Below are 14,553 nucleotides of genomic sequence, written 5' to 3'. Positions count from 1 at the left end.
GGTGCCGACCGTACTGCTGCTCTCGACGTCCGACACCGATCTGATCACCGCCCGCGCCAGCGGCGCCGAGTACCGGTGGGCCAATCCGTCGCGGTTGATCGACGGCGAACTGGCGGACCTGTTGGCCGGTGCGGACCTGGCCGTGGTTCGGGTGTTGGGCGGCTATCGCACCTGGCAGGACGACATCGACGCCGTCGTCGCCACCGGTGTCCCGACGGTGGTGCTGTCGGGGGAGCAGACGCCCGACGCCGACCTCATGAGCCACTCGACTGTCCCGGCCGGCGTCGCGCTGCAAGCGCACATCTACCTGGCGCAGGGCGGCGTGACCAACCTGCGCCATCTGCACGCCTTCCTTTCCGACACCGTCCTGATGACCGGCTTCGGCTTCGGTGAGCCCGAGTCCACCCCGAGCTGGGGGCTGCTCGAGCGCGCGTCGGACGCGCATGGCCCGACCGTCGCGGTGCTCTACTACCGCGCCCAGCAGCTGGCCGGCAACACCGCCTACATCGACGCGCTGTGCCGGGCCATCGAGGAGGCCGGTGGCCGTCCGCTCCCGATTTTCTGCGCCTCGCTGCGCACCGCCGAACCCGAGCTCATCGAGCTGCTGGGGACCGCCGACGCCCTCATCACCACGGTGTTGGCGGCCGGCGGTGCGACGCCTGCCCTCGCGAGCGCCGGCGGCGACGACGACAACTGGAACGTCGCGCACCTTGCGGCCCTCGACATCCCCATCCTGCAGGGCCTGTGCCTCACCAGCTCGCGTGCCCAATGGGACGAGAACGACGACGGTCTGACGCCGCTGGATGTCGCATCGCAGGTGGCGGTGCCGGAGTTCGACGGCCGCATCATCACCGTCCCGTTCTCGTTCAAGGAGATCGACAGCGAGGGTCTGATCTCGTACGTCGCTGACCCGGAGCGCTGCGAGCGTGTCGCGCGGCTGGCGGTCCGGCACGCCCGGTTGAAGCACATCTCGCCGGCGGAAAAGCGTGTGGCCCTGGTGTTCTCGGCCTACCCGACCAAGCATGCCCGCATCGGCAACGCCGTCGGCCTCGATACCCCGGCCAGCGCCGTCGCGCTGCTGCGCGCCATGCGCGACTCCGGCTACCGCATCGGCGACATCCCCGGAGTCGACGCCGAGGACGGCGATGCCCTGATCCACGCCATGATCGAAAAGGGCGGCCAGGACCCCGACTGGCTCAGTACCGAGGCGCTCGAGGCCAACCCGGTCCGGGTGTCCGCCAAGGACTACCGCGCCTGGTTCGCGACGCTGCCCGCCGAACTCACCGACGCCGTCACCGAACACTGGGGTGCGGCGCCGGGTGAGCTGTTCGTCGACCGCTCGCAGGACCCCGACGGCGAAATCGTCATCGCGGCAATGGTTTCCGACAACATCGTGCTGATCGTCCAGCCGCCCCGCGGTTTCGGCGAGAACCCCGTCGCGATCTACCACGACCCGGATCTGCCGCCGAGCCACCACTACCTGGCGGCCTATCACTGGATCAACAAGCACTTCGGCGCCGACGTGATGATCCACCTGGGCAAGCACGGCAATCTGGAATGGCTGCCCGGCAAGACGCTCGGCATGTCCGCGGCGTGCGGCACCGACGCCGCGCTCGGCGACCTGCCGCTCGTCTACCCGTTCCTGGTCAACGATCCCGGCGAGGGCACGCAGGCCAAGCGCCGGGCCCACGCGGTGCTGGTCGACCACCTGATCCCGCCGATGGCCCGCGCCGAGACCTACGGCGACATCGCCCGGCTGGAGCAGCTGCTCGACGAGCACTCGACCATCTCGGCGCTGGACCCCGGCAAGCTCCCGGCGATCCGGCAGCAGATCTGGACGCTGATGCGCGCCGCCAAGATGGACCACGATCTGGGGTTGGAGGACCGGCCCGACGAGGACGTGTTCGACGACATGCTGCTGCACGTCGACGGCTGGCTGTGCGAGATCAAGGACGTCCAGATCCGCGACGGCCTGCACATCCTGGGCCAGGCGCCGGATGGCGAGGCCGAACTGGATCTGGTGCTGGCGATCCTGCGGGCGCGGCAGCTGTTCGGTGGCGAGCAGTCGGTGCCGGGGCTGCGCGAGGCGCTCGGGCTCGCCGAAGACGGTTCTGCCGAACGTGAAGCCGTCGATGCTGCCGAAGGCGAGGCCCGTGAACTGGTGGCCAAGCTGCAGGCGTCGGGTTGGGACGCTGCCGCGGTGTCCGGACTGACCGACAACGCCGAGGTCGCCAAGGTGCTGCGGTTCGCCGCCACCGAGGTGGTGCCGCGGCTGCGGGCCACCAGCCGCGAGGTCGACCAGATTCTGCACGCCCTCGGCGGCGGGTTCATCGCGGCCGGGCCGTCGGGATCCCCGCTGCGCGGCCTCGTGAACGTGCTGCCGACGGGACGCAACTTCTACTCCGTCGACCCCAAGGCCGTCCCGTCGAAGCTGGCGTGGGAAACCGGTGTGGCGATGGCGGATTCGCTGCTCGAGCGCTACCGCACCGACTACGGCCGCTGGCCCGAATCCGTCGGCCTCTCGGTGTGGGGCACTTCGGCCATGCGCACCGCGGGCGACGACATCGCCGAAGTGCTTGCGCTGCTCGGTGTTCGGCCCATCTGGGATGACGCGTCGCGCCGCGTGGTCGGGCTGGAGCCCATCGCGCTGGCCGAGCTGGGCCGCCCGCGCGTCGACGTCACCGTCCGCATCTCCGGTTTCTTCCGCGACGCCTTCCCGCATGTGGTGACCATGCTCGACGACGCCGTCCAGCTGGTGGCCGGACTCGACGAATCGGCCGAGGAGAACTACGTCCGCGCCCATTCGCAGGTCGACATCGCTGACCACGGCGACCAGCGGCGTGCCACCACAAGGATTTTCGGTTCCAAGCCGGGAACCTACGGCGCCGGTCTGCTGCAGCTCATCGACAGCCGCAACTGGCGTGACGACGCCGACCTGGCCCAGGTGTACACCGCGTGGGGCGGCTTCGCCTACGGCCGCGGCCTCGACGGCGCCCCGGCGACCGACGACATGAACCGGGCCTACCGGCGAATCTCCGTGGCGGCCAAGAACACCGACACCCGCGAGCACGACATCGCCGACTCCGACGACTACTTCCAGTACCACGGCGGCATGGTCGCCACGGTGCGCGCACTGACCGGCAAGGACCCGGCCGCCTACATCGGCGACAACACCCGGCCCGACGCCGTCCGCACCCGCACGCTGTCGGAGGAGACGACGCGCGTGTTCCGCGCCCGCGTCGTCAACCCCCGCTGGATGACCGCCATGCGGCGGCACGGCTACAAGGGCGCCTTCGAGATGGCCGCCACCGTCGACTACCTGTTCGGGTACGACGCCACCGCGGGCGTCATGGCCGACTGGATGTACGAGCAGCTGACGCAGAGCTACGTGCTGGATCCGGAGAACCGCAAGTTCATGAGCGAGTCCAACCCGTGGGCGCTGCACGGCATGGCCGAGCGGCTCCTGGAGGCGGCAGGCCGCGGCATGTGGGCCGAGCCCGAATCCGCGACCCTCGACGGTCTCAAGCAGGTGCTGCTGGAGACCGAGGGGGAGTTGGAGGGGTAATTCAGGCGCACATTTCGCCAAACTTGTCGGCGGTAGGTCGTATCCTGACTGGCTGGCCGCCGGTCGGCTAGAACAGGTTTCATTTGGGGGGTGCTGAGTGGACGTATTCCAGATCCACAAGCAACTGATCGACGACTATCGCGGGTTCACCACAGCCGGTGTCGACATCCGTGACGACCGGATTCGCGCGGAAATCGAAAAGTCGCTCGACGAAGGTCGACAGTGGCCTGAGCCCTGGGTCTCTCTCAACCCGATGTTCGCTTCGGGCGGCAGCATCGACGAGCTGGTTGCCGAGGGTTTGGTCGACGGAGAGTGTTCATTCATCTTCCGCGACAAGACGACCATCGACGACCACGGTTCCGCCCCGATCACCTTGCACAAGCACCAGCGTGATGCGGTGGAGATTGCGCGCACCGGCAAGTCGTATGTCCTCACCACTGGTACTGGGTCGGGCAAGTCGTTGTCGTACATCGTCCCGATCGTCGACCACGTACTGCGGATCGGCTCCGACCAGTCGAAGGGCGTGAAGGCGATCATCGTTTATCCGATGAATGCGCTGGCCAATAGCCAACTCGAAGAACTGCGGAAGTTTCTCGTCTACGGCTATGGCGACGGGAACGAACCGGTTACGTTCGAGCGGTACACCGGCCAGGAGTCGGAGGAAAAACGTGAGCAGATTCTGGCGAACCCGCCCGACATTCTGCTGACCAACTACGTGATGCTCGAACTGCTGCTGACCCGGCCGAATGAGCGCAAGGCGTTGATTGGTGCGGCCCACACACTCAAATTCCTGGTCCTCGACGAGCTGCACACCTATCGCGGCCGGCAGGGGTCGGATGTGGCGATGTTAGTGCGGCGCGTGCGTGATGCCTGCGGATCCGGCGAACTGCAGTGCATCGGCACGTCCGCCACGATGGCATCCGGCGATTCGATCGCGGATCAGAAGGCCACGGTCGCCACCGTAGCCACACAGATCTTCGGCGACGACGTCACGCCCGAGCGGGTGATCGGCGAAACTCTCACGCGGGCAACCGCGGCGGGTCCGGTAACGAGCCTCGACCTAGCCGCTACCTCTTACGACGAATTGGTGAAGGCGCCGCTGGCTGGTTGGGTCGAGGAAGCGTTCGGCCTGACGCAAAGAGAGGGTCAGCTGGTTCGCCAGCGCCCACAGCGAGTGTCCGTCGCAGCCAAGCAGCTCGCCCAACAGACGGGTTCGTCGGAGGTGGCGGCCACGGCTGCCATCGAAAAGACTCTCTTGGCGGGCGCCAACGCGATCAACCCAAAAACCAATCGGCCGCTCTTCGGGTTCCGGCTACACCAGTTCCTGTCTAAGGGCGAGGGCGTCCTGGTATCGCTGGAATCCCCAGAGACGCGGCACATCGCGACGTCGTATCAACTGAAGGTACCGGGTCAGCCGGACCACCTGCTGCTGCCGGTGAGCTTCTGCCGTGAATGTGGCCAGGAGTACGTCGTGGTCACGCGCACGACCAATGGTGACGGAACCACGTACCGGTCTCGCAATGATCGCGAAAGCTCGGACAACAACGCGGACGGCTATCTCTACATCTCAACCGATTTCGCGTGGCCGCAGGACCCGGAGGTCGGTCACCGATACCCCGAATCCTGGATGGAGAACGGTCAACTCAAACCGAATATGGTGAAGTACCGGCCCCAGCGGGTCCGGGTTCTGCCAGATGGTACCGAGACGAACACGGGCGGCGTCGACGCCGCCTTCATCACCGGTGCGTTCCGGTTTTGCCTGCGTTGCGCGGTGACCTACCAGCGCGCCGGTACAACGGATTTCGCGCGCCTGGCACCACTAGACGCCGAAGGCCGATCGTCGGCGATGACGGTGATCGCCGCATCGGTTGTCCGTAGCCTCAAGGGTTTGCCTGCCGAGGCACTACCCAAGAACGCACGCAAGTTGCTCACGTTCGTCGACAACCGTCAGGATGCCAGCCTGCAAGCCGGACACTTCAACGATTTCGTACAGGTGACACAACTGCGCGGTGCGCTGTATCGGGCGCTGCTCGACGCTGAGGACGGCCTCACGCACGAAGACATCGCACGCAAAGTGGCGCAGACCATCGGGCTCGATTTCGCCGATTACGCTGCGAGTGCTGAGGCTGAATTTGGTATGCGTCGCAAGGCTGAGGCCGCCCTGCGGGCGGTGATCGAGTTTCGCCTGTATGCCGACCTGCAGCGCGGTTGGCGTGTCACTATGCCAAATCTGGAGCAGACAGGCCTACTGCATATCGACTATGACTCGCTCGATGAGATCATTGCCAGCGAAAAGCTCTGGGAAGGAACGCACCCTGCGCTGCGCGATGCTCCGCAACAGGCCCGCTATGACGTGTGCTTCAACCTTCTTGAGCAGTTGCGCCGCGAGCTTGCGATCGACGCCGAGTGCCTCAGCGAGTACGGATTTGAACGTGTGTTGAGCCAGTCGGCACAACATCTTGTGGAACGGTGGCAGCTGACCCTGGGCGACAAACTCGGCCACAACAGCAAGATCGGTGTCACCGATACGTCTGACCCGCGTACTCGCACCTTGTCGCCCCGTCTGACACCTCGATCGTCGATCGGGCGGTACGTCCGGGAGAAGTTGTGCGACCACAACGGGACCCGGCTCACCGAGTCGGACGCTGAACTCGTTCTGGGCCAGATGCTTTCATGCCTGGAACGGGCTGGCCTGCTCACGGACTCCATGACCGAGGTGCGCAAGGGATTGGGCTACCGACTGCGGGCTGCGGCGTTGATCTGGCGGGCCGGGGACGGCGCCAACGGCGTTGTTGACGCCACCCGCAAGCGCGTCGACGGTGAGGGGGCGCGGGTCAATCCGTTCTTCCGCGACTTGTATCGCGACACTGCGGAGACGTTGCGTGGGCTGTACGCCAAGGAACACACTGCCCAGGTCTCGTCCGCTGAACGACAGGATCGGGAAGCCGAATTCCGCGAAGCGGACCTACCGTTGCTGTTCTGTTCGCCGACAATGGAATTGGGTGTCGACATCAAGGGCCTCAACGCAGTCGGCCTGCGTAATGTGCCGCCGACGCCGGCGAACTATGCGCAGCGCAGCGGCCGGGCCGGCCGAAGTGGTCAGCCAGCGCTCGTCGTCACTTACTGTGCGAGCGGTAACGCGCACGATCACTATTACTTCCGGCGGTCCGAAGACATGGTGGCCGGATCGGTCGCCCCACCGCGGCTGGATTTGGCCAATGAGGCGCTACTGCGTTCGCATTTGCACGCCATCTGGCTGGCCGAAACCGATGAACACCTGAGTTCGAGCATGCGAGGTCTCCTTGACCTGGACAAGCCGGGCTTCCCCGTCAAACACGACATCGACGGCTTCCTGTCGAAAAGTTCTGCGGTGCAGAAGGCTACGGCCCGAGCCAAGGAACTCATCGCTGCATTGGAACCTGCGCTATGTGAAACCACTTGGTGGACCGACGACTGGGTCGAGCAGACGATGCGCTCGGCTTACCGGAACTTCGACGAGGCCTGCAACCGGTGGCGTTCGCTATATCTCGCTGCGCAGGCAGACCGCGAGAAATTCCACAAGGTTGTTGGTGATCACAGTGCCAGTACCAAGGAGATCGAAGCCGCGAAAGTCCGTCGCGCACAGGCGGAAAACCAGCTGCGGCTCCTAGTCAACGACGACACAGGCCAGCAGTTCTCGGACTTCTACACCTACCGCTACTTCGCAGCCGAAGGCTTCCTGCCGGGCTACAACTTCCCACGCTTACCGCTTGCCGCATTCATTCCCGGACGCGGCAGCGCCAAGGACGGCGACTACATCCAACGGCCGCGCTTCCTGGCGATCAGCGAGTTCGGTCCCAATGCGCTTATCTACCATGAGGGTTCGCGTTACGAGGTGGTGCGCATCCAGTTGCCGATGGACGCTGCCGCCGACGGCAGCTTGGTCACCAGCTCGGCGCGCACGTGTGAAGCCTGTGGCTACCACCATGACCGAGGGCCGGGTCTCGAACGCTGCGAATACTGCAACACCCTGCTTCCGAAGCCGCGCCGCGGCTTGATGCGGATGGAAACGGTATTTACCAGGCGCAGGGAACGCATTTCGTCGGACGAGGAGGAACGTCGTCGTGCGGGATTCGAGATTGCGACGTCATTCAAGTTCACCCCGAACCACAACCGCGACGACTCGACGGTTTCGGACGGTGACGGCACACTCGCAGAACTCGCCTACGGTGACACCGCGTTGATCCGCCGGACCAACCTCGGCCGCCGACGCCGCAAAGACCCCAACGAACATGGGTTCTGGCTGGATCTGGCGAAAGGCAACTGGTTATCGGAGAAGAGCGCCGGTGATATGGATGGCGACGACAGCGACATCGACGACGTCGGCAAGGTCAAGCTGAAGGACAAGGTCATCCCGTATGTGGAGGACACCCGCAACATTCTGCTGTTCCGCGTTGCGGAAGCAATCGGCTCGAACGAGGCCATGACGCTGCAGTACGCCCTGGAGCGTGGGATCGAGGCCGAGTTCCAGCTGGAGGACTCCGAGCTATCCACCGAACTGCTGCCTGACCCTGATGAGCGCGGCCGAATGCTGTTCACCGAGTCCGCCGAGGGCGGCGCAGGGGTTCTGCGACGGATCGCCGCAGAGCCGGAAGCGTTGGCGCGGGCAGCGCGAAAAGCGTTGGACATCTGCCATTTCGACGCTGCCGGGGTTGACCTTAAGCCCGATTGCGTGCAGGCCTGTTACGACTGTTTGCTGTCGTATGGAAATCAGTTGCATCACACAAAGATTGACCGCCACGTGGTGCGTGACTATCTGTTGCGCCTCTCGGCCGCTGGCACCACCCAGAAGCCTCGGGTACAGGTGGAAGATTTGGACCGCCAGTCGACCTCGACTCTGGAACGCGACTTTCTTGGCTATCTGAAGGAGCGTGGCCTGCGCGTTCCGACGGAGGCTCAGCGTCGGATCGACGCGCTCAAAGTCCGGCCCGACTTCGCCTACAGGCTCGATAGCGGAGTAGCGGTGGCAGTGTTCATCGACGGTCCGGTGCATGATGCAGAGTCCGTTGCCGAACGTGACGCCGCTGCCGAGGAGCGCTTGTACGACGCCGGTTGGGAGGTAGTGCGGTTCCGGTACGACGACGACTGGGACGCGGTCGCTGGCGGCCACGAATGGGTGTTTGGCAAGATCAAGGAGACCGCGCAGTGACCTTAGCGGCAACGAGTTTCGCGCCGGGCAGTCTCGTCTCCGCGCGTGGTCGGGAATGGGTCGTTCAGCCCGACAGTGTCGGCGATTTTCTAGTGCTTCGTCCGCTTGGCGGTGCCGACGACGATATCGCTGGCGTCTTCCTCAGCGAAGGCGTTCAGGCTGCCACCTTTGCACCGCCCTCTCCGGATGACCTCGGCGACAATTACAGCGCCACCCTCTTGCGTGACGCAATCAAAGTCGGATTCCGCTCGACCACAGGACCTTTCCGTTGTCTGGCGTCGATCAACGTGGAGCCGCGGTCGTATCAACTGGTGCCATTGATGATGTCACTCCGACAGGACGTCGTACGACTGCTCATTTCCGATGATGTCGGTATCGGCAAGACCGTCGAAGCATCGTTGATCGCGACCGAGCTGCTAGAAACGGGCGCAGCCAACGGGTTGGTGGTTTTGTGTAGCCCGGCTCTGGCCGAGCAATGGCAGGCCGAACTGCGGCAGAAGTTCGGCATCGAGGCCGAGCTGGTGTTGCCGTCGACGGTGACACGGCTGGAGCGCGGCCTGATTGGCACTGAGTCACTGTTCGACCGCTACCGGCATGTTGTGGTGTCGACCGACTTCATCAAGTCACACCGTAGGCGGCATGAATTCCTGCGCACGTGTCCGGATTTGGTGATCGTCGACGAGGTGCACACCTGTGTCGCTGCGGCCGGGCTCTCAGGTTCCGGTCGTACACAGCGATACGACTTGATCCGTGAATTGGCCGACGACGTGAATCGGCATCTGATCCTGGTGAGCGCCACACCCCACAGCGGTCAGGACGAGGCCTTCGAGAATCTGATCCGATTACTGGACAAGAATTTTCGTCTGGACGCGCTCGATTCGGCACTGGGCCGCGAGAAGTTGGCCCGGCATTTCGTACAGCGTCGCCGCAGCGACATTCGGATCTTCCTCGACCAAGAGACACCGTTTCCGAAAGATCGTGAATCGCAGGAAGTCGCGTATTCGCTGAGCCCTGAGTACCGCGCGCTGTTCGACCAGGTGCTCGACTACGCTCGCGAAACTGTCCGGACGAACGACGGGGGAGTCGCTAAGCGGGTCAACTGGTGGTCCGCGCTGGCTCTGCTGCGGGCATTGGCCTCGTCTCCTCGCGCAGCTGCTCAGACACTGCGGACCCGAGCGGCGTCACTGGAAGCAGTCAACCCGAACGAAGCCGATCAGATCGGTCGCGCCGCGGTGCTGGATCTGCCCGACCTGGACACCCTCGAGTCAGTCGACTCGACGCCAGGAGCTGATTCCGGTAGTCCGCAGGCCCGCAAGCTCACGGCATTCCGCAAGGCAGCCGAGGCGCTGGAGGACAAGGACACGAAAGCCACCGAGTTGGTGAAGGTGGTCAAAAAGCTCCTCGCCGAGGACTACAACCCGATCGTGTTCTGCCGTTTCATCCACACTGCCGAGTATGTGGCGGAGGTGCTGACGGCCAAGCTCGGGCGCAAGGTGACGGTGCAAGCGGTCACCGGCGCGCTCCCGCCAGAAGAACGCGTTGCCCGCATTGAGGAGTTGGCTGCCGCGGGTGGGCAGCATGTGCTGGTCGCCACCGACTGCCTGGCCGAGGGCGTCAACTTGCAGGATGACTTCCAGGCTGTCATTCATTATGACCTGGCATGGAACCCGACCCGCCACGAACAACGCGAAGGCCGGGTCGACCGGTTCGGCCAGCGGCGCGACGTAGTGCGCGCAGTCACGTTGTACGGCACGGACAATCACATCGACGGCATCGTCCTGGAGGTGCTGCTGCGCAAGCACGAACGCATCCGTAAGGCGACGGGCGTTTCGGTGCCAGTGCCCGACAGCAGCGACGCGGTCGTCGAGGCACTCATGGAGGGCCTCCTGTTCCGCGGCATGGAAGCCGAGCAGTTGTCGCTCGACCTGGACGTGTCCAAACAGCGCGATTCACTGCACGCGGAATGGGATAGTGCCGCTGAACGCGAGAAGCTGTCGATGACCAAATACGCGCAGGCGGCCATCAAACCCGCCGAGGTACAACGGGAGATCGACGACGTCCGTGCCGGTATGGGAACACACGCCGATATCAAGGACCTGGTGCGGCGGGCGCTGAGCGAACTCGGCTCGACCGTGGTGGATCGCAAAGACGGCGTGCAGGCGTCCACCGCCAACCTGCCGTTGGGGCTTCGAAATGCGTTACCGCTCGGCAAGTCCGATCCTCTGCTGTTCGCCGACGACCTACCGGTGGGCCGTGGCGATGCGGTGTTGCTGCGCACCGACGAGTCCGTGTCCGCTATCGCTGACTACGTGTTGCAGTCAGCGCTCGACTCTGAGCTCCCGGCCGGGGCGCGCCCCGCGCGGCGGTGTGCCGTCATCCGTACCCGCGATGTCGCCAAGCGGACGACACTGTTGCTGGTGCGCTACCGATTCCATCTGGAACTGCCGTCACGGACGGGGCAGCGCAAACTAGTGGCCGAGGAGCTCGTATCGCTCGCTTTTGCAGGTTCGCCGACCAGCCCTGAGTGGCTCGAGGACATGGCACCACTCTTCGCCGCGGTGCCATCGCAAAATATCCCCGAGCAGCAGGCACATTCGGCTGCGGGACGCGCCCTCGCCGAGCTAGACGAGCTGGACGGACACCTACGCAAGGTCGGAGAAGCGTTGGCCGCCAAAGTTTTCGAATCACACCGGCGAGTCCGTCAGGCCAGCTACGAACTCGTCCGTGGCCTGAAGGTGACGGTCGAACCGAACGCCGACATCGTCGGCGCGTACCTCTACCTGCCGGAGGTGACCGCATGAGTGACACATTTGTCGGTGTGCGGGTGCAAGGCGGGCTGATCCCCGCAGGCGTTCTCAGCCGTATCTCGGTCGGCGACATGGACGGCTCGTCGGCTGCTGACTACCACCTCGCCGGCGGTGAGTCGGTGCGTGACGCCGCGAATCGGGTGTGGGCGTACATGCGCGGAGTGTGGAAGCGTTTCGAGGACGAGCTCGCCAGCGCAAATAGCAACGACGCCGCCATCGGCCTGACCCGCGAGCGGTTCCTGCTGCCGCTGCTGAATCAGCTCGATTATGGGCGGGTTCCGCCTGCGCCCGCCGGTGGGCTGGGCGGCGACGACGATTCGGAGAAGCGGTTCCCCATTTCGCATCTGTGGGCCGACGACATCCCGATCCATCTGCTCGGTGCCGGGGTGGATCTCGACAAGCGGACACCGGGTGTGTCGGGTGCGGCGAAGCAGGCTCCGCAATCGATGGTCCAGGAATACCTGAACCGCTCCGGCCGGCATCTGTGGGCGATCCTGTCCAACGGCAGAACCCTCCGGCTGCTGCGCGATTCGACATCGCTGACGGGTTCGGCCTACATCGAGTTCGACCTTGACGCGATCTTCGCCGGTGAGTTGTTCTCCGACTTCCTGCTGCTCTACCGGATGTGCCATCAGTCGCGGCTCGCCGCACTGGACGCGGAAGTCGGGCAGGCATCGTGCTGGATGGAACGCTGGCGTGATGCGGCTGCTCAGACCGGTGCCCGTGCGTTGGACCAGCTGCGCGACGGGGTTGTCGAGGCGCTCCAGACGCTTGGCAACGGCTTCCTCAATCACCCGGACAATCAAGACCTTCGGGAAAAGGTCGCGTCAGGGGAGCTGGCGGTCAGTGACTATCACCATGCTCTGCTGCGGGTGGTGTACCGGCTGCTGTTCACCTTTGTGGTTGAAGACCGCGGCGTCTTACATGTTCATGACGCGGATACTGCTGTAAGGGAACGGTATTCGCGGTACTTCTCGACTAGCCGGCTGCGCAATGTCGCGCGCCGCCGCCTCGGTGACCGGCACGCTGACCGCTGGTCGGCACAAGTGCTGGTGTGGCGAGGACTGGCCGAAGGCATGCCCGAACTCGGGCTACCGGCGCTCGGCGGCCTGTTCGAGAACGGGCCGCTGGATTTCCTGTCGGACTACGGCATTCGTAACGCCGATTTCCTCAGTGCGGTGCGTTCCCTGTCGGTGGTGAAGGGCAAGTCGGATCGGCTATGGCCCGTCGACTACCGCAGCCTCGACGCCGAGGAACTCGGCAGTATCTACGAGTCGCTGCTGGAATTCCACCCGTCGTGGGACCCCATACAGCGGTCATACTCACTGCTCGAAGCCGCGGGCAACGAGCGTAAGGGCACTGGTTCGTATTACACGCCAACGTCATTGGTGGAATGCCTGCTGGACTCCACACTCGACCCTGTCCTCGACCGTGCGATCGCAGCCGATGATCCTGATGCGGCGCTGCTCGCGATCACGGTGTGCGACCCCGCGTGTGGGTCGGGCCACTTCCTGGTTGCAGCGGCTCGGCGGATTGCGAAACGTCTTGCCGCGTACCGCACTGGCGATCCCGAGCCACCGCCCGAGCAGGTTCGTTCTGCTTTGCGCGAGGTCGTAGGGAAGTGTGTGTACGGCGTGGATGTGAACCCGCTGGCCGCAGAACTGGCGAAGGTGTCTCTGTGGCTCGAGGCGATGGAACCGGGCAGGCCGCTGGCGTTCCTGGATGCGCAGATCAAGGTCGGCAATGCGCTGATTGGAGCGACGCCGCGCCTGCTTGAAGACGGCATCCCCGACGATGCTTTCAAGCCGATCGAGGGTGACGACAAGAAGGTCGTCTCTGACTTGCGGAAGCGGAATGCTAGTGAGCGCAAGCATCCCGACCAATACGAGTTTTTCGCCGCCGACGAACTTGAAGCGGTGCACAACGCCAAGCTGGCCACAGCGATGCGGAATGTCGTTGCCGAGCGCGCATTATCGCTGGCCGACGTGCACGTGCAGCGCAAGCGGCTCAGCGACTATGTGGCATCCGATGACTACCGGCACGCGAAGCTCGTCGCCGATGCGTGGAGCGCGGCGTTCGTCTGGCGCAAGGCCGCGGACGCGGTACCTGCGATAACTCAGGCGAAGTTCGAGCAGCTACTGAAGGATCCCGATGCGCTGGATGCTGCGCAGCGAGCTGAAGTTGAACGGCTGACCGCCGAATACCGCTTCTTCCATTGGCATCTAGAGTTCCCGCATCTATTTCCGAAGGCCGAGGCCGGTGGTTCGGTCAACGAGGCGACTGGCTGGGCTGGGGGGTTGTCGGCGATTTGCGGAAACCCGCCGTGGGAGCGGGTCAAGCTGCAGGAGCAGGAATTCTTCGCCGCGCGCGACGCGGAGATCGCTGGTGCTCCAAACGCGAACGCGCGCAAGAACCTCATCAAGAAGCTTGCTGACTCGAATCCGGTACTGCTCGAAGAGTTCGAAGCCGCCAAGCGCGAAGCGGAAGGCGTGTCGCATTTCCTGAGGAACTCAGGCCGTTACCCACTCAACGGGCGCGGGGACATCAACACTTACGCGGTGTTCGCCGAGACCGGACGACATGTCACTGGTACACACGGCCGGTGCGGGCTGATCCTGCCGTCCGGCATTGCGACCGATGCGACCACGCAATACTTCTTCAAAGACCTCGTCCAACGGTCAGTGATAGCGAGTTTGTACGACTTTGAGAATGCACGGCCGCTGTTCGTCGGCGTTCATCGTTCGTATAAGTTCTGTCTGCTGACCGTCGCCGGCCGCGACGACCACGTGTCCAGCGCTGACTTCTCGTTCTTCGCGCACCACCCTAGCGACCTGCTACGGGAGGACGCTCGATTCACGTTGACACCCGAGAGCAATGATCAGAACCTGTGGATGAGCCTCGGCGAGGCGGCGTAGGAAAGGGCGCACCTTCCCGAGGATGATCTGAATGTCGAAGGTCTGATCAAGAGCCGGCGTTGGCGCGCTGGTTCGGGA

General features: G+C 64.3%; 4 protein-coding genes. All 4 read left to right on the top strand.

Translation table 11 applies throughout. The features are described from left to right. Position 1 precedes the first annotated feature (1 nt). The 4 genes from cobN to ACJEIK_RS18280 all read left to right on the top strand — a co-directional run bounded on the left by cobN (position 2) and on the right by ACJEIK_RS18280 (position 14,475). Positions 2 to 3,565: a cobaltochelatase subunit CobN gene (cobN, locus tag ACJEIK_RS18295; RefSeq protein ID WP_409430098.1), complete on the top strand. Its 3,564-nt coding sequence runs from the start codon at positions 2 to 4 to the stop codon at positions 3,563 to 3,565. A 97-nt stretch (positions 3,566 to 3,662) separates the two neighbouring features. Then, a complete protein-coding gene (locus ACJEIK_RS18290; protein ID WP_409430097.1) occupies positions 3,663 to 8,753 on the top strand; it encodes a DEAD/DEAH box helicase in 5,091 nt (1,696 codons plus the stop codon). Then, positions 8,717 to 11,554 carry a helicase-related protein gene (locus ACJEIK_RS18285; protein WP_409430096.1) on the top strand — a complete coding sequence of 946 codons (2,838 nt, stop codon included), beginning with the start codon at positions 8,717 to 8,719 and terminating at the stop codon, positions 11,552 to 11,554. Before ACJEIK_RS18290 ends, ACJEIK_RS18285 begins: the two co-directional genes overlap by 37 nt. Beyond that, positions 11,551 to 14,475 carry an Eco57I restriction-modification methylase domain-containing protein gene (locus ACJEIK_RS18280; protein ID WP_409430095.1) on the top strand — a complete coding sequence of 975 codons (2,925 nt, stop codon included), beginning with the start codon at positions 11,551 to 11,553 and terminating at the stop codon, positions 14,473 to 14,475. The genes ACJEIK_RS18285 and ACJEIK_RS18280 overlap by 4 nt, the downstream gene beginning before the upstream one ends. Positions 14,476 to 14,553: the final 78 nt, after the last annotated feature.

Origin of the sequence: Mycobacterium sp. SMC-16, from assembly GCF_046250085.1 — a bacterium.
Classification (GTDB): Bacteria; Actinomycetota; Actinomycetes; order Mycobacteriales; family Mycobacteriaceae; genus Mycobacterium; species Mycobacterium phocaicum.
This window is presented reverse-complemented; position numbering and strand designations above follow the sequence as displayed.